The organism is Ideonella azotifigens (assembly GCF_021043325.1).
GTDB classification, from domain to species: Bacteria; Pseudomonadota; Gammaproteobacteria; order Burkholderiales; family Burkholderiaceae_C; genus Ideonella; species Ideonella azotifigens.
On sequence record NZ_JAJNKD010000001.1, the window covers coordinates 589460 to 605948 of the forward strand.

Here is a 16489-nt window from a genome sequence, read left to right on the forward strand (position 1 = left end):
CGAGCGTCTCCACCTCATTTCCATCATCCAGGGAGCCCCCGCATGAGCCAGAACCCAATGCAGATCGCCGTGATCCTCGGCAGCCTGCGCAAGCAGTCCATGAACCGCCAGCTTGCCACCGCGCTGGCGCGGCTGGCGCCGGTGGGCGTCGAGTTCAACCAGCTGGAGATTGGCGACCTGCCGCTGTACAACCAGGACGACGACGCGCAGCAGGCCGCCACGGTGCAACGCTTCAAGGCCCAGGTCAGCGCGTCGCACGGGCTGCTGTTCGTCACGCCGGAATACAACCGCTCCATCCCCGGCGTGCTGAAAAACGCCATCGACCACGGCTCGCGCCCCTATGGCCACAGCAGCTGGACCGGCAAGCCCGCCGGCATCGTCGGCCTGTCGCCCGGCAGCACCGGCGCCGCCATGGCCCAGCAGCACCTGCGCAACGTGCTGGTCGCCGTTGGCGTGGTCACGCTGCCGCAGCCCGAGGTCTTCCTGCAGAACAAGGAAGGCCTGTTCGACGCCAACGGCGACATCGGCGAGGCCAGCAAGGGCTTTCTGCAGGGGTGGATGGCGACCTACGTTGGCTGGGTGCGGCAGTTCGCGGGTTGAGTGGCGCCGCGGTGTCCCCAGATCAGGCGATGCGACCGCGCCGTGCGAGGTGTGACCGTTGCCGCGCGGGGGTGGCCGGCGTATAAGCCTCGGCAGCCCTACCACCACTGCGCCGGGAGCTTTGTCGATGCGCATGTTGACGTCTCGCCGTGACCTGATCTGCGCGTTGCTGGGCATGCTCTGGTTGGGATCCGCGTGTGCGGCGAAGTCTTCGCCGGGGCCGCTCAGCAGCCCGGCCGCCAGCGGCGCTGCGTCCGACGCTTCGGCGCCGGTGCTGTTGAACTGTGGGCAGCAGACTGGCCCGCGCAAGCCGACCGTGGTGGTGGGCACCAAGCAGGTTCAAGTGCAGGTGAGTTGTGCGCCACCGCTATTGCCCCCCGGTGCCGCGTCCGCTGCCAGCCAGCCGGGATCGCCGGCTTCCGCAGCGGCTTCTGCGCCGCCTGGCGATGCAAAGCCCAAGGACGCCAAGGTCGACGTGCCAGCGGTGGCCAACGCTGCGCCATCGACCGTGCGCGACCAGTTGCTGCTGATAGCAGGCCTCGTCGCCTGTTTGCTCTGCGTGGCTGGCCTGGGCTGCGTGCTGGCAGCGCTTGGACTGTGGCCCTTCTTGCCGTCCTTGCCGGGAAACCGTCTGCAGGCCAGCCAGGCGCCACCCGAGTTGCGAGCGCCGCGCAACGAGGGCTTCAGCTTCCGCCGTCACTGGGGCAGCTTTGGCAGCGAAAGCACGGGCTGGAACCTGTCACCCGCGCTGATGCGCCTGCTGATCGGCTTGCTGTTGCTGTGCATGGGCCTGTGGTTGCTGCTCGGCTTGCTGGGAGGCCCGGGGCCATCAGGTTTGGAGCCGGCCACGCCGGGGCCTGCTAACAAGCCTGCGTCCGCCGCTTCGGCTTCGGCTGTGGCTTCAGCCAGCGCCAAGGGCTGAAGGCCGCCATGGCGCTCCGCATCCGCCGTGCCCCGGACCCGCTCAGCGACCAGTCGGCCGCGCTGGGAGAGGAAGGCCGGGTCTACACCGCGCAGTCCAGTGCCAGTCGCATCCTGAAGCAGGAACTGCGGCGCTATTGCGACGGCCACATCCAGGGTCGCTCGTTCCTGATCTCGGGTCACCGCGGCGCCGGCAAGACGACGATGGTGGCCGACGTGCTGAGCAGCGTCGTCAAGCTCAGCCTGGGTGGTGAGGTCGGCCTGCGGCCTTTGCCGGTGATGCTGCATGGCCCCAGCCTCTTCCGCGCCTTGCCCAGCGACGTGCGGCGGGCCGAGGCGAAGCAGGCCAAGGCCCAGGCGCCGGCCGCGCCAGTTGCGACTCCGGCGCCGGCTGCCGCAGCGCCCGCGCCCGGCCGGCAGGCTGCAACACCGGCAGTTGCAGCAGCCCCTGCAGCGCCTGCGCCGCCAGCGCTGGACCAGGACAGCAAGGTTGAGTTGCAGGCGCAACTGGCGCTCAAGCAGATCATCCTCGGGCTGCATCGCGCGGTGTTGCGCGAATACGCCTCGGCCTACCGGCGCGCGCTGCTGTCCGATGCCGGGCTGGGGCAGGCGATACCGCTTGAGGAGCGCGGTGAGCTGGCCGCACAGTTTGAACTGGAACTGATGGAAGACCCGCCGGCTTCACGGCTGCGCGAGCTATGGGACCGCATCGGCGCGCTGGAGCGCGGCGTGTTGCAGCCTGTGCGTGCGCCCGTGGACCAGGGCAGCCGCGAGCTGGTCGCGCTGAATGGCATCTGCAATGCGCACCAGCGCATCTCGGGGGAACTCAGCGGCGAGACCAAGCAGAGCAGCGAGACCGGCCGCAACACCGAACAAAGCAGCGGGCTGGACGCGAAGTTTGCCGACGCCTTGAAGCCGGCTGCGGCGCTGTTGTCCGGTGCTGCGGTGGCCGGCGGTACGCTGGCCAGCGGGCCTGGCCATGGCGCGAGTGCACTGGCGCTGGGGCTGCTCACGGCGATGGCCTCGTCGTTGGCCTTCAAGCGCACGACCAGCAACACCGGCAAGCGCCAGCGCCATGTCGACAAGACCTTCATCCCTGACCTCAGTCTGCGCACGCTCGACCGAGTGCTGCCGACGCTGCTGGAGCGGCTGCGGGCCGCAGGCTTGGCGCCGGTGTTCGTGATTGACGAGCTCGACAAGGTCGACGGCTTGTCCGAACGCATCATGGCGATGGTGCACTACCTGAAGAAGCTGGTCGCCGAGAGCGTCTTCACCTGCTTTCTGACCGACCGCGGCTACATGGAATTCCTGCGCCTGGCCGCGCGCGAGAAGGCCTACGGCGTGGCCTCGTCGTATTTCTCGCACCCGTTGCTGATTGCCTATGAACCGGCCGACCTGGATGCTTACCTGGAGCTGGTGCTGGAACTGCCGCCCGTTGTGCCCGGCAGCAATGTCTCGAATGCCGACGCCGCCGATAAAGAGATTCTGAAATGGGTGCTGCGACACCGCTCGCAGATGCACGCGTTGAACCTGACACGTGAACTGGCTGCGCTACGCACCGAAGCCGGCGATCTGAACCTGCTGCCCGGCACGGTGCGCGACACCGTCTTCTACCGGATCGACGTGACGCTGCAGGTTGTCATCGAATACTTCCTCAACATGCCGCACGTGGTGGGTTGGTCGCTGCAGCGGCCGGACATGCGCCAAACCCTGCTGGATGCGCTGTACTTCATCACCCGTGAATGGCTGCTTGGCAAGACCGAGCTGGACCTGCGGGATGCGCAACGGGATGAGTTCCGCAGCGCGCTTTACCAGCGCATGAACCTGGGCGAGGTCTTTGTCTGCGAGGAGGATCCGGACGGCGAACCCGGTCGTGCGACCGGTGTACCGGTCGATGCGGAGGACAAGCTGGTATCCAAAGACGATCTGGTGCTGCTTTTCGGCACTGTGAACGAGATGGCCGCATTGCTGGCTGGCAGCGAGCTTGTGCAGCAGGTGGAGCAACGCTGGCCGCTGAATCCTCACGAGCGGGTGGGCGCACCACGCACACCCAAGCCCGAGCAGGCCGTGCGTGAGGTACTGCTGCAAGGCGGCTTGTCCTTTCTGGAGCCGCGAGAGGGCATGGCTGGCGTCTATGATTTTCGCTACTGGCAGTCCGGCGAGACGCGCGCGCCGGTGGTTGCAGCTGCCAGCCCGGCACCGCTCGACCCAAAGGCCTCGCACGAGCAAGCCAAGACTGCGCTGGACCTCGTGACGACGCTGGAGATCGATCTGGCCAGCGTGCTCGCCGGCAGCCCGCACCTGCCGTCGCCTACGCATGCCGATCTGCAGCTGCTGATCGATGAAGCCCTGGTGTTGCCGCAAAGCCCGCCATGGCAGCAAGCCATGGAGTCGCACCAGGCTCTCTTGATGGCGCGCGACGGCACGGGCAACGTGGCCGAACTGGCGCGACACTTGGTGCGGCTCGAAGCATTTGCGCAGATGCTGCGCGACAGCGCGCCCGCGTTGGCGCCTGCGCTGCAGATGGCGGGCTTTCTCGCGGGCCTCGTTCCAGGGCCGCAGCCCGATCCCCGGGCGGCAATGGCGCAAGCCTTGCGCTTGCTGGCCCAGGGCCTGGGTTTTGCGAGACTCAAGCCAGAACAGGTGCGCAGCGTGTTGGAAGGATTGCGGGTGCAGATCGAACCGTTGCTGGCCGAACCCCTGGCCGCAGCGCCCGAATTCCGATGGTCAAACGACGGCCGGCTCCGGCCGTTGACGGACGCGCTGCAGCGTGTGGCCCAGGTGCGTTCTCAGGGCGCGCGACTGCGCATCTCGCACGACTGGGCGCTTCGTGAAGCGCCGGCCTGGAAACAGTTGCTGGCCCGGTTGGATGCGCAGGATCGCAGGCAACCCGAGGTCGCTGCCGGGCCGGACGAGATCCTGTGTGCGATGCGGGGCGTCGGCCCAGAACGCTTGTTACCCGGAATGGCGGGGCTGGCCACACTGGCGCATTGGAGCCACCTGCTGGCTTTGTTGTTATCGCCGGGCGAAGAAGGGCCGGGCGCCCTGTTGCTGCTTGACCCTGCGCTGCGGTTCCCATTGCTGCGCTCGGTCCTGCTTCGGCTTGGCCTGGGTCGCGCCGAGCCGCAGTGGTTGGGAGGCTTTTGCGAGGGTGTGCAGCGGTTGACCCAGGCGTCCGACGAAGCCCGACATCAGCTGCAGCGCGAGCTGCAGGAATTCGGTGCGCTGTACCCTACGAGCAGCGCGCCCAGTGGTTGCCTGGTGGTCCTGCCCAAGGCCCGCGGCTCAGTCACTGCGGCGTGGACCGACGCGCCGACCCGCGCCCTATGCCTGGTGCTGGCACCGGAAGACCTTGGCGTGCGGCATCGGCGTGCGCCGCAGCACAAGGCCGTAACCCCTGAGTTGGCAAAGCCTCCCCATTGGCTGTCCCTGCTCCCGCCGCCACTGCACCTGGTCTGGGAAGACGAGGCAGAGCCGCCGCCGCGCCAGCTCTACCAGTTCGCGCAGGACACCGGGCAGACCGTGCTGCCGCTGGACAAGCTGCTGCCCCCATCGGCGCGCAGTCAGGCCTTGTACGGAGCGCGAGGCGCCGACGAACTCGTGGCCCTGCTGCGTGACCGCGGTTCGGGCATGGCTTGAAGGGGCCACCCGGCTGGATGTCGGGAGCCGCCCAGCTTCCTGCTCTGGCACCTTCATAGCGACTTTGATGTGATACCCATCAGGATCGATGAGGAAAGCAGCTTGGCAATTCGGGCTGTAGTGCAGCCGCATGCCGGGCGCGCCATTGTCCGGTCCGCCCACCGCCAGGCCGCCGGGATCGCAGCAACGATGGTGCGGCAGTCAGCCCCTCGCTTGCTGCAACAACGCCCGCACCTCCTCATCCTCCGTCTGCCCGAAGTCCTCGTACCAGCGGCTCACGCTCTGGAAGTCTGGCGGGGTGCTGAGGCAGAGGACTTCGTCGGCGCGCTGGCGCAGCGCGGCCACGGCGTCCTCGGAGCCGACCGGGACGGCGACGATGATGCGGCTGGGCGGGTGTTGCTGGGCGGCGAGGGTCTGCACGGCGGCGAGCATGCTGCTGCCGGTGGCCAGGCCGTCGTCGACGACGATGACGGTGCGGCCGGCGAGCGAGGGCAGGGGGCGGCCGCCGCGGTAAAGGGTTTCGCGGCGGGCGAGTTCGCGCTGCTCGGCGTCGATGACTTCGGCGACGGCCTGGTCCTTGACGTTCATCAGCTGCAGGATACGGCGGTCCAGCACCTGCACCGGGCCGGCGGGGCCGCTGGCCAGCGCGCCCATCGCGTACTCCGGCCGGCCGGGCAGGCCGAGCTTGCGCACCACCAGCACGTCCAGCGGCGCGCCCAGCGCCTGCGCCACTTCGAAGCCCACCGGCACGCCGCCTCGCGGCAGTGCCAGCACGGTCACGTCGCTGCGCTGGTGGTAGGCATACAGCAACTCGGCGAGGGCCAGGCCGGCCTCGCGGCGGTTCTTGAACACGGTTTCCATCGCACGCTCCTCGGGGGTGAGTGGTTGGTAGCAGACTGCGGCAAGCCACGTGCCCTTGCCAGCAGACAAACCCGGGTGGCGCTGCGCTTCTACAGCGCAACGGGGCGCCCTGCGCGGGCCGGCGGGCTTGGTCGCATGCGGACCAAGGGCTTTGGGAGGCGGACACGGCACTGCGCGGCGGCGGAACAGAATCGAACTGGTTTTGCCTCCTCATCGAAAAGCACATCCGCCATGACCGCACTTGCCGACTACCAGATCACCCACAAGTGGCCCGCCCAGCACCCCGAGCGGCTGCAGCTGTATTCGCTGCCCACGCCCAATGGCGTGAAGGTCTCGATCCTGCTGGAGGAACTGGGCCTGCCTTACGAGCCGCACCTGGTCAACTTCGCGACCAACGACCAGCTGACGCCGGAGTTCATGTCGCTGAACCCGAACAACAAGATCCCGGCCATCATCGACCCGGACGGCCCTGGCGGCCGGCCGCTGGCGCTGTTCGAATCCGGCGCGATCCTGGTCTACCTGGCCGAGAAGACCGGCCGCTTCATTCCCGCCGATGCGCACGGCCGCTACCAGACGCTGCAGTGGGTGATGTTCCAGATGGGCGGCATCGGCCCGATGTTTGGCCAGCTCGGCTTCTTCCACAAGTTCGCCGGCAAGGACTATGAAGACAAGCGACCGCGCGACCGTTACGTGGCCGAAAGCAAGCGCCTGCTGGGCGTGCTGAACCACCACCTCGCCGGCCGCGAATGGCTCATGGGCCACGAGTTCACGATTGCCGACATCGCCACCTTCCCGTGGATCAACAACCTGATCGGCTTCTACGGTGCGGGCGAGCTGGTGGGCTTCGGCGAGTTCACCGAAGTGCAGCGCGTGCTGAAGGCGTTTGTGGCCCGCCCGGCCGTGGCCCGCGGTTTGCAGATCCCCGCGCGACCGGCAGCCTGAGCCTTTTGGCTGATCGGGCTTGATTGCATGGCCGCGGCGGCGGCGTTGGTCACAATCGTGGCTTCCTGTGTCGCCCCGGGCTTTGCATGCACCTGTTCTTCCGTCTGCTGTGCGCCGTGGCGATGTGGGCCAGTGCGGCTGCTTTCGCCGCACCGGTGGAAGACAGCATGGCCCAGCGCGTGCAGGCCTGCACCGGCTGCCACGGCGCGCAGGGCCAGGCCACGCGCCAGGGCTACTTCCCGCGCATTGCCGGTAAGCCGGCCGGCTACCTCTACAACCAACTGCTGAGCTTCCGCGCCGGCACGCGGCACAACGAAGCGATGGGCTACCTGCTGGCCCAGCTGTCGGACGACTACCTGCGCGAGATCGCGGGCCACTTCGCTTCGCTTGACCTGCCGTACCCGCCCGCGCCGCCCATCCAGGCGACGGCCGCCTCGCTGAGCCGCGGCGCGGTGTTGGCCACGCAAGGCGATGCGGCGCGCGGGCTGCCGGCGTGTGCGGCCTGTCATGGCGCGCAGCTCACCGGCGTGCAGCCGGCCACGCCCGGCTTGATCGGCCTGCCGCGCGACTACCTGGTGGCCCAGCTTGGCGCCTGGCAAAGCGGCCAGCGCCTGGCCCTGGCGCCGGACTGCATGGCCAGCGTGGCGCGCAAGCTGAGCGTCGATGACCTGAACGCCGTCTCGTCGTGGCTGGCCACGCAAAGCCCGCCAGCGCATGCGAGGCCGGCTGCGGCATTGGCAGCGCCCGCGCCGCTGCGCTGCGGGAGTGGCGCACCATGAAACGCGTCGCGTGGCGGATCTTGCTGGCGCTGTTGGTGTTGAGCGTCAGCGGCGCGGCACTGGTCGCTTGGCTGAACCAGCGCGGCGAGGCACCCGTCTCCAGCGAACGCCCGGCCACGCTGGACGCCGCCCTGGTCGCGCGCGGCGCCTACCTGGCGCGCGCCGGCAATTGCGTGGGCTGCCACACCGAACGCGGCGGCATTGAATACGCCGGCGGGCGCCGCGTGGACACGCCGTTTGGCGCACTGTTCGCGCCCAACCTCACGCCCGATGCGCAGACTGGCCTTGGCCGCTGGTCCCCCTCCGAATTCTGGCGCGCACTGCACCATGGCCGCGGGCGAGACGGCCGCTTGCTCTACCCGGCCTTCCCGTACCCCAGCTACACGCAGGTGACGCGCGAGGACAGCGATGCCTTGTGGGCCTACCTGCAAAGCCTGACGCCGGTGCGCCGCGCGAACACGCCGCATGCGCTGCGCTTCCCGTACAACCAGCAGGCGGCGCTGGCCGTGTGGCGCGCGCTGTACTTCCGCGCCGAAAGCTTCGTGCCAGACAGCAGCCGCGGCGCCGAATGGAACCGCGGTGCCTACCTGGTGCGCGGCCTGGGCCATTGCGTGGCCTGCCACGCCGCCCGCAACGTGCTGGGCGCCAGCCGCGGCGAGTTCGAGCTGGGCGGCGGGCTGATCCCGATGGAGAACTGGTACGCACCGTCGCTGGCCGCGGCCGATGAAGCCAGCGTGGCGGCGTGGCCCAAGGCGGACGTGGTCGCGTTGCTGCAGACCGGCGTGGCGCCCCAGGGCATGGCCACCGGGCCGATGGCCGAGGTCGTCTACCGCAGCACGCAATACCTCAGCGCGCCTGACCTGCAGGCCATGGCCGGCTACCTGCAGGCGCTGCCGCAGGAAGCGGCCGACCACAGGCCTGCGCCGGCCGCCGAGGCCACGGTGCTGCGCCAGGGCGAGCAGCTCTACGGCCAGCATTGCGCCAAATGCCATGGCGAGCAGGGGCAGGGCGTGGCCGGCATCTACCCACCGCTGGCCGGCAACCGTGCGGTCACGCTGCCGGCTTCGGTGAACCTGATCAAGAGCGTGTTGCATGGCGGCTTTGCGCCAGCCACCGCGGGCAACCCACGGCCCTTTGGCATGCCGCCGTTTGCCCAGCAGCTCAACGATGCCGAGCTGGCCGCGCTGCTCAGCTACCTGCGCCAGGCCTGGGGCCACCAGGCGGCCGAAGTTTCGTTGCTGGACGTGCAGCGGGCACGCTGAACTGGACGCGCTGCGGGCACGCTGATAGCGTCGGACGCCGCGTGGCCCGCTTCGGCCGCGCCACGCGAGATGCCTGTCCCAGCACCTTCCCCTGCCTCCTCCGCCACGCCTGCCTACCGCTTCCAGCCGCACGAGCGGCCGATGATGCCGGGCTCGCCGGCCACGCCTTCGCACCCGGTGGCGCGGCGCGTCGCCTACTTCCTGATCGGCGCGCTGCTGGCGCTCACCAGCGGCTTCAGCAACGCCTTGCTGGTGGCCAACCTGCCGCAGATCCAGGGCGCTCTCGGGCTTACCAGCGTCGAAGGTGCCTGGCTCACCGCGGCCTACTCGATGAGCAACATCTGCATGAGCCTGTTGCTGATCAAGTTGCGCCAGCAGTTCGGCGCCGGCTGGTTCATCCGCCTGTTCCTGCCGGCTTTCGTGGGCGTGGCGCTGCTGCAGTTCTTCGTGCACAGCTATTCGCTGGAACTGGTGGCGCGCGCGCTCAGCGGCGTCACCGCCAGCGCGCTGTCCAGCGTGGCGCTGTTCTACGTGATGCAGGCCATGCCGGCCTCGGCGCGGCTGGCCGGCATGGTCATCGGCACCGGGCTGTCGCAGGTGGCGCTGCCGTTGGCGCGCGTCATCTCGCCCACGCTGCTGGAGGGCGACGAGGTGCAGCTCCTGTTCCTGCTGGAGCTGGGCCTGTCGCTGCTGTGCATGGCCGCCGCCGCGCTGCTGCGCCTGCCGCCCAGCGAGACGGTGGACGCCTTCGAACCGCTGGACTTCGTGACCTTCCTGCTGATGGTGCCGGGCATGGCGCTGCTGTGCGGCGTGCTGTCGGTGGGCCGCATCGTCTGGTGGCACACGCCGTGGGTGGGCTGGTCGCTGGCGGCGTCCATCGTGCTGGTGGCCGCGGCCTTGCTGATCGAGCACCACCGCGCCAACCCGTTGCTCAACACGCGCTGGCTGGGCAGCAGCCAGATCCTGCAGTTCGGCTTGATGGCGGCGGTGATGCGGGTACTGCTGTCCGAGCAGGGCTTCGGCTCCCTCGGGCTGCTGACGGCCGTGGGCATGGGGCAGGAGCAGCTGGTGACGCTGTACGTCGTCGTCACGCTGGCCACGCTGGCCGGGCTGGTGGCCAGCGTGCGGGCGATGAACCCGAACGACCTGCTGCGGCCCATCCTGGTCTCCACGGTGCTGATCGCCATTGGCGCGTGGATGGACTCGGACGCCAGCAACCTCACCCGCCCGGCCCAGTTCTACATCAGCCAGGCGCTGATCTCGTTTGCCGCCATCCTGTTCCTCGGCCCGCTGATGATGGTGGGCATCGTGCGTGCGCTGGCGCAAGGGCCCAGCCACATCGTCAGCTTCTCGGCCATCTTCGGCATTGCGCAGACGCTGGGTGGCCTGGGCGGCTCGGCGCTGCTGGGCAGCTTCCAGATCATGCGCGAGCGCTGGCATTCGGAAGTGCTGACGCAGAACCTGCTCGCCGGCGACCCGCTGGTCAGCGGGCGCATCGACGCGCTCAGCGCGTCCTATGGCCGGGTGCTGGTGGACGCTGCGCAGCGCCGCCTGCAAGGCAGCACCCTGTTCGGCCAGCAGCTCACGCGCGAGGCCAACATCCTGGCCTACAACGACGTCTTCCTGCTGATCGCCGTGCTGGCTGCGCTGGCCAGCCTCATCGTTGGCGCGCGCTGGCTGTGGTTGCGCAGCCGCGGCATCAACCCGCTGGCCACCGAACTCGCCGCGATGGCCGCGATGCGCGCCCGCCAGGCAGAGCAGCCCTGACTCCGAAAACTCCCACGCACAGCACCCCATGAGCGAAGCCCCGCCACCCGCCGCCCCCGTTCCCTCGCCGGCCCATGCGGAGCGCCTGCGCGACCCGGTGGAGGTGCGCGATCCGGGCGCCTTGCCCGGCGGCGCGCCGGCAGCTGCAGGCCCGCCGCCGGCCGAACCACCTGCCACGCCAAAAGGCTGGGCGCCTCCCACCGGCGGCCTGCGCAGCACGCTGATCTTCGCCGCCATCGCCGTGCTGGGCGCGCTGCTGGTGCTCTACGTGTGGGACCTGCCGCCGTTCTCAGGCGCGGTGCAGGCGACAGACAACGCCTATGTGCGCGCCCAGACCACGGTCATCAGCCCGCAGGTCAGCGGCTACGCGAACGAGGTGCTGGTGCAGGACTTCCAGGACGTCAAGCAGGACCAGCCGCTGGTGCGCATCGACCACCGCATCTACGAACAGAAGACGGCCCAGGCCCGCGCCGCGCTGGCTTCCGCCCAGGCCAGCCTGGCCAACTTCGCGCAGAGCCAGCGCAGCAGCGCGGCTTCCTTGCAGGGCCAGGCGGCGGCGGTGAGCAATGCGCGCGCGCAGCTCACCCGCGCCCAGGCCGACATGGCGCGGGTGAACGAGCTGGTCGAGCAGCGTTCGGTTTCGCTGCGCGAGCGCGACCAGACGCTGGCCGCGCTGCGCCAGGCCGAGGCCGCAGTGCTGCAGGCCGAGGCGCAATACCGCGTGGCCGATGAGCAGACCCGCAGCGTGGACGTGGGCCGCGCCGGCCTGGAGGCTGCGGTGGCCAATGCCCGCGCCGCACTGGCGCTGACCGAGATCGACCTGGCCAACACCGAGATCCGCGCGCCGCGCGACGGGCGCATCGGCGAGGTCAGCGTGCGCCAGGGCCAGTACGTGACGGCCGGCACGCAGCTGTTGTTCCTGGTGCCACCCACGCTGTGGATCGTCGCCAACTTCAAGGAAGCGCAGACCTCGAAGATGCAGCCCGGCCAGCCGGCGTGGATATTGGTGGACGCGCTGGACGGCGCCCGACTGAACGGCCGCATCGAGCGCATTGCGCCGGCGACAGGCAACGAGTTCGCCGTCATCAAGCCCGACAACGCCACCGGCAACTTCGTCAAGGTCTCGCAGCGCCTGGCCGTGCGCATTGCGCTGGACCCGGGCCAGCCGCTGCTGTCGCGGCTGCGGCCCGGCATGTCGGTGGTCGCGCGGGTGGACACGGCCAAACCCGGCCAGGCGCCGGTCTTCGTGCCGGTGGCCGCACCCTCGCAGCCGCAGGCGGCCAGTGTGCCAGCGTCAGGGAGTTCGCAGTGAGGCGTGTTGCGTGGATGCTGGCCTTGAGCATGATGGGCGGTTGCGCGCAGCCGCCGGCCGTCTCGCCTGCCGTCACCGAGGTGCCGCTGCCGCCCGCCTGGCAGACCGTGTTGGACAGCCCGATGGCTGCCCAGCAACAGGACTGGTGGCGCCAGTTCCAGGACCCGGTGCTGGTCGACTGGGTGAACCGCGCACTGGCCCGCAACACCGACCTGGCCACCGCCGTGGCGCGGCTGCGCGAGGCGAGGGCGCAGGAAAACCTGGCCCGCGCCGCGCTGTCACCCACGTTGGACTTCTCGTTGCCGGCCCAGCGCGCACGCAGCGTCAACGCCTTTGGCCAGGGCAGCACCAGCAGCGTGGTCCAGCCGCAGTTCCAGGCCGCCTACGAGCTGGACCTGTTCGGCCGCGTGGACCAGCAGGTGCGCGGCGCGCAGGCCAGCACGCTGGCCTCCGAACACGCGCTGGCGGCCATGCGCCTGAGCGTGGCCGCGGCCACGGCCAGCGGCTATCTCACGCTGCGCACGCTGGACGCGCGGCTGCTCATCCTGCAGGACACGCTGGTCTCGCGCGCCGAGGCGCTGAAGCTGGCCCAGGGCCGCGCGCAGGCCGGCTACACCTCGGACCTGGAACTGCACCAGGCCGAGGCCGAATACCAGGCCACCGCGCAATCCATCCCGCCGGTGCAGACGGCCATCGCGCGCCAGGCGCACGCGCTGAGCCTGCTGGCTGGTGAGCCACCCGGGCCAGCCGCACGGGGGCTGGCGCTGGCCGCGCTCGTGGCCCCGCCAGTTCCCGAAGGCCTGCCCAGCGAGCTGCTGCGCCGCCGGCCCGACATTGCCCAGGCCGAGGCCACGCTGGCCGCCAGCGACGCATCGCTGGCCGTCGCGCGCGCCCAGTTCATGCCGCAGTTCCGCCTCACCGGCAGCGCCGGCCGGGTCTGGTCCAACCTGCTGGATGCGCAGGTCAACATCTGGTCCCTGGGCGCCAGCGTGCTCGCGCCCATCTTCGAAGGCGGCCGGCTGCAAGCCCAGGCCGAGGCCGCGCTGGCCCGCCGCGACCAGGCGGCGCTGGCCTACCAGCGCAGCGTGCTGGGCGCGCTGCGCGAGGTCGAGGACGCGCTGGTCAGCCTGGGCCAGCTGGCCGACCAGCGCGCCCACCTCGAAGCCCAGCGAAGGGCGCTGGCCGAAGCGCTCAAGCACGCCACCAACCGCTACCACGCCGGCTACAGCCCTTACCTCGAACAGCTGGACGCGCAGCGCAGCCTGCTCAGCACCGAGCTGTCGCTGGCCCAGACCGTGGGCGACCAACTGACGGCTGCGGTGGCGCTGCAGCAGGCCATGGGCGGTGGTTGGGAAGGTGATGCGCGGCGCTGAGCTTGGGTGTTGCCGGGTTCAGCCTGTGAGCAGCAATAGGCCAAACACCAGCGAAAGAAACCCGGTTATCAGTTGGAGCAGCACCAGGAAATGCTTGATTTCTCCGACCTGATGGCCGTCCCGCAAGACCACTTGCTGAACCCACGGTGAGCTGCGTGTCGCCGTGGCTGCAGCGAAGGCCAGCAGCAGGGCCAGCAAGGCGCCAGCGCTGGGGCCTGGCTGCGGAGGTTTGAACTCGAACGGAGATGGTCCTGACAGGAACAACACGTTCCAGAGCACGACCGCGGCGACCAGAACACGCCACTTGACCGCAAAACCGGGTGGCCGTTTGGCGGTCTCGCCTTGGGGCTCGAAGCCATTGCGCCGGATGCCGTCCAGCACCTTTTCCCGGCTGCCGAGGCACCAAAAAATCATGGTTTCCGGGTAGTCCATCCGGTTATGCCCGATGCGGATGCCGCGGGCCAGGACCGGGATTGAACCGTGCGGCTCGATGGTCACCACGTCCTCAGGTTTGAAGGTGTAGCTGCCCAGGCAAGTCAGTGTCAGTTGCCGGGCCTCGACGCTGAGCTTGCCGAAGGGCCAGGAGGCATTCACCCAACCGATTTTTGCGCCACCTCTGAATGACTGCAGTGTCATGGAATGATTTTGGTTACCCAAGCATCAGCGCTTCTCGCCTCGCAGCGTCGCCACTATCTTGTCTGCGTGTTCCTCGATCAAACCCCTGGACGTGAACAGCGCCGTGGGGTTTTTGGACTCCACTTTGAATTCCGACAGGACTTTTCCGGTTGCGGTGTCCTTGAGCCTGACCGTGCTCTGTATGTTGTCCGAGCCGGCCATCACCCCCACCAAGGCTCTCGCAGCACCGTTGCTGCAGCTTCTGACCTACCTGGCGCGACAAGCTGTTCAACTCAGGTCGAGCTCGCCGCCTTGGTCCGCGTCGAATGCAGGAAGGCCACGCGCCAGCCGGTGGCGTCGCGGCGCAGCAGCACGGTTTCCAGCCAGGTCAGTGGGGTTGGTTCTGCACCCTCGGTTTCGGTGATGCTGCCGACGTTCACATAGACCACCGCGCCGAAATCGCCGCTGAGTTCGACGCGGGGTTCGGTGACGGACCAGCGCATGCGCTTGCCCTCGGCGTAGTCGCCGCTGAGCAGGTCCCAGAGTTCGTCGCCGGGCATGTGCACGCCGTTTTCGAACACGTGGAAATCCGGGGTCAGCATGGCATGGACGCCTGCGCGGTCGTCGATGCTGGCGGCTGCGTACATCGCTTCGATGGCGGCGACCATCGCCTGGGCGTCAGCGTTCATGTCGGCTCCTTGGGGTGGCCGATTCTGAGCGCAGGCATGGCGTGGAACCAACAGGATTCTGCGGGCCGCGGCGTCGCTGTCATGTGTTCGTCATCAAACCGTCGCACATTGCGAAGCAGGAAGAGAGGATTCACACTCAACACAACCGAAGGAGGCAAACATCCCAAATCAGAACCCGCGCGATTCGCGCAGTTCGTCAAGCAGTTCGAGTTCTTTCCCGCCGGCCAGCAGGCGCAGTCCTGAGCCGGCGATGCAGCCAGCCACCGACCCGGCCCGCGGGTGGCCGATGCCGTCACCCGCATGGGCACTGGGCCTGGGGCTGGCCGGCGGCTTGGTTCTCATGGCCTTGCGCCATCCCGGTGCAGGCATGGTGCTGATCGCCCTTGGCCTGGTGCTCTACGGCTGGCTGCGAAGCCGTCTGGTCCGCCGCCGCGCGCTGGTGCTGGCGCAACCGCTGCCCAGCTTCCTGCGGCGCAAGCTGCAAGCCCACTATCCGCACCTGAACGAACGCCAGTTGGCGGACGTGGAGCGCGGGTTGAAGCAGTTTTTCAAGGCCTGCCTGAAGGCCAGGGGCCTGCACGTGGCCATGCCGTCCAAGGCGGTGGACGCGCTGTGGCACGAGTTCATCCTCTACACCCGCGGCTACGAGCGCTTCTGCCAGCAGGTGTTTGGCAAGACGCTGCACCACACCCCGGCCGAAGCCATGCCGCCAGAGGCGCAGCGCCAGGGCACACGTTTCCACGGCCTGCGGCGCGCCTGGCGCTGGGCCTGTCTGGATGAGTCGCTGAACCCGCTGAAGCCGGCAAGGCTGCCGCTGCTGTTCGCGCTGGACGGCCTGCTGGCCATCGAAGGCGGCTACCGCTACAGCCTGGATTGCACCAAGCCGGGTGCAGCGTCCCTCGCCAGCGACGCCAGCTTCTGCGCCACCGACTTCGACCGCAGTTCGTCAGGCGGCTGCGGCTCTGGCGGCTGCGGCAGCAGTGACGGTGGGGACGGCGGCGGCAGCGATGGGGGCTGCGGCGGGGACGGCGGTGGTTGCGGCGGGGGATGTGGCGGCGGAGGCGACTGAGTCGCCTGGCCGCTCACATGCTCAGCTCAGCTTAGCGACGATTGCCGCCACCGCTGGGCGGCGGGCCCGAACGGTTCAGGTGGCGGAAGGTGATCCGGCCCTTGCTGAGGTCATAAGGCGACAGTTCGAGCGAGACCTGATCGCCGGCCAGGATGCGGATGTGGTGCTTGCGCATCTTGCCCGCGCTGTAGGCGACCAGCTGATGGCCGTTTTCCAGCGTCACGCGGAAACGCGAATCCGGCAGCACTTCGTCTACCTTGCCCTTCATTTCGATCAGTTCTTCTTTTGCCATGCGGGGTTCTCTCAGGAGGATGTGTGGGACATGCAGCGCGAAACGGCCGGGGTGCGTTCGTGCACCCAGGCCAGGCCTTCGCGGAGGGCATAGGACAGCGCGTCGTCGCTGCTGTTGAACAACGGGAGCAGGCGCAGCACGCGGTCGTGCGTGGCGCGGCCCTGGCCGCTGCGGATGGAAACGGATGCGGTATAGCGCGCGTCAGGCGTGCGCTTGCTCAGAGGCGATACGAGGTATTTGCCGATCTCGAGCGAGGAAGTGGAACGATTGATACAGACTTTCAGGTCCGGCCGAAATTGGGAAGGCCGGGTGGCCTTGGAGGCGCTAAGGCCAGGCCGGGAGAAGGCGATCCGCCACACTGGGCAGGG

At 68.8% G+C, this 16489-nt stretch carries 16 protein-coding genes and 1 pseudogene; 10 read left to right on the plus strand and 7 right to left on the minus strand.

Going from position 1 to position 16489, the window contains the following annotated elements; translation table 11 throughout:
* Positions 1 to 42: 42 nt before the first annotated feature.
* The 3 genes from LRH25_RS02740 to LRH25_RS02750 all read left to right on the plus strand — a co-directional run bounded on the left by LRH25_RS02740 (position 43) and on the right by LRH25_RS02750 (position 5160).
* Positions 43 to 600: an NADPH-dependent FMN reductase gene (locus tag LRH25_RS02740; RefSeq protein ID WP_141290959.1), complete on the plus strand. Its 558-nt coding sequence runs from the start codon at positions 43 to 45 to the stop codon at positions 598 to 600.
* 127 nt (positions 601 to 727) lie between these two features.
* Complete coding sequence (locus LRH25_RS02745) at positions 728 to 1522, plus strand: hypothetical protein (RefSeq protein ID WP_141290957.1); 795 nt, start codon at positions 728 to 730, stop codon at positions 1520 to 1522.
* An 8-nt stretch (positions 1523 to 1530) separates the two neighbouring features.
* Positions 1531 to 5160, plus strand: coding sequence for an amino acid adenylation domain-containing protein (locus LRH25_RS02750; RefSeq protein ID WP_231010126.1), 3630 nt, complete (start codon positions 1531 to 1533; stop codon positions 5158 to 5160).
* Between the two features lie 201 nt (positions 5161 to 5361).
* On the opposite strand, the gene LRH25_RS02760 is transcribed toward LRH25_RS02750, so the two are convergent.
* On the minus strand, positions 5362 to 6021 hold the full coding sequence (locus LRH25_RS02760) for a phosphoribosyltransferase (protein ID WP_231010127.1): 660 nt from the start codon (positions 6019 to 6021) through the stop codon (positions 5362 to 5364).
* Positions 6022 to 6252: 231 nt separating this feature from the next.
* Between LRH25_RS02760 and LRH25_RS02765 the strand changes: the two genes are divergently transcribed.
* The 6 genes from LRH25_RS02765 (at position 6253) to LRH25_RS02790 (ending at position 13456) form a co-directional block, all read left to right on the plus strand.
* A complete protein-coding gene (locus tag LRH25_RS02765; RefSeq protein WP_141291879.1) occupies positions 6253 to 6963 on the plus strand; it encodes a glutathione S-transferase N-terminal domain-containing protein in 711 nt (236 codons plus the stop codon).
* Between the two features lie 86 nt (positions 6964 to 7049).
* Positions 7050 to 7742 carry a c-type cytochrome gene (locus LRH25_RS02770; protein WP_231010128.1) on the plus strand — a complete coding sequence of 231 codons (693 nt, stop codon included), beginning with the start codon at positions 7050 to 7052 and terminating at the stop codon, positions 7740 to 7742.
* The gene (locus LRH25_RS02775) at positions 7739 to 9004 is read left to right on the plus strand and encodes a c-type cytochrome (RefSeq protein ID WP_231010129.1); all 1266 of its coding nucleotides are present in this window, start codon (positions 7739 to 7741) and stop codon (positions 9002 to 9004) included. The genes LRH25_RS02770 and LRH25_RS02775 overlap by 4 nt, the downstream gene beginning before the upstream one ends.
* 69 nt (positions 9005 to 9073) lie before the next feature.
* The gene (locus LRH25_RS02780; RefSeq protein ID WP_141291278.1) at positions 9074 to 10771 is read left to right on the plus strand and encodes an MFS transporter; all 1698 of its coding nucleotides are present in this window, start codon (positions 9074 to 9076) and stop codon (positions 10769 to 10771) included.
* Positions 10772 to 10799: 28 nt separating this feature from the next.
* Positions 10800 to 12083: an HlyD family secretion protein gene (locus LRH25_RS02785; protein ID WP_231010130.1), complete on the plus strand. Its 1284-nt coding sequence runs from the start codon at positions 10800 to 10802 to the stop codon at positions 12081 to 12083.
* Positions 12080 to 13456, plus strand: a complete 1377-nt coding sequence (locus tag LRH25_RS02790; RefSeq protein ID WP_231010131.1) for an efflux transporter outer membrane subunit — start codon at positions 12080 to 12082, stop codon at positions 13454 to 13456. The genes LRH25_RS02785 and LRH25_RS02790 overlap by 4 nt, the downstream gene beginning before the upstream one ends.
* A gap of 18 nt (positions 13457 to 13474) precedes the next feature.
* Here the strand turns inward: LRH25_RS02790 and LRH25_RS02795 are convergent, their stop codons facing one another.
* The 4 genes and pseudogenes from LRH25_RS02795 to LRH25_RS02810 form a co-directional block, all read right to left on the minus strand.
* Positions 13475 to 14092: a hypothetical protein gene (locus tag LRH25_RS02795; RefSeq protein WP_141289652.1), complete on the minus strand. Its 618-nt coding sequence runs from the start codon at positions 14090 to 14092 to the stop codon at positions 13475 to 13477.
* A 24-nt stretch (positions 14093 to 14116) separates the two neighbouring features.
* Positions 14117 to 14311 (minus strand): annotated as a pseudogene (locus LRH25_RS02800) (hypothetical protein); the annotation flags it as partial.
* A 53-nt stretch (positions 14312 to 14364) separates the two neighbouring features.
* The gene (locus LRH25_RS02805) at positions 14365 to 14760 is read right to left on the minus strand and encodes a nuclear transport factor 2 family protein (protein ID WP_141289653.1); all 396 of its coding nucleotides are present in this window, start codon (positions 14758 to 14760) and stop codon (positions 14365 to 14367) included.
* 168 nt (positions 14761 to 14928) lie between these two features.
* Positions 14929 to 15102, minus strand: a complete 174-nt coding sequence (locus LRH25_RS02810; RefSeq protein WP_170200996.1) for a hypothetical protein — start codon at positions 15100 to 15102, stop codon at positions 14929 to 14931.
* Here LRH25_RS02810 and LRH25_RS02815 point away from each other — a divergent pair.
* Positions 15101 to 15829, plus strand: a complete 729-nt coding sequence (locus tag LRH25_RS02815) for a glycine-rich domain-containing protein (protein WP_170200997.1) — start codon at positions 15101 to 15103, stop codon at positions 15827 to 15829. The genes LRH25_RS02810 and LRH25_RS02815 overlap by 2 nt on opposite strands.
* 31 nt (positions 15830 to 15860) lie before the next feature.
* On the opposite strand, the gene infA is transcribed toward LRH25_RS02815, so the two are convergent.
* Entirely contained in the window at positions 15861 to 16121 is a 261-nt protein-coding gene (infA, locus tag LRH25_RS02820; RefSeq protein ID WP_141289654.1) for a translation initiation factor IF-1, read from the minus strand.
* A gap of 11 nt (positions 16122 to 16132) precedes the next feature.
* On the minus strand, positions 16133 to 16480 hold the full coding sequence (locus LRH25_RS02825; protein ID WP_310733353.1) for a hypothetical protein: 348 nt from the start codon (positions 16478 to 16480) through the stop codon (positions 16133 to 16135).
* Positions 16481 to 16489: the final 9 nt, after the last annotated feature.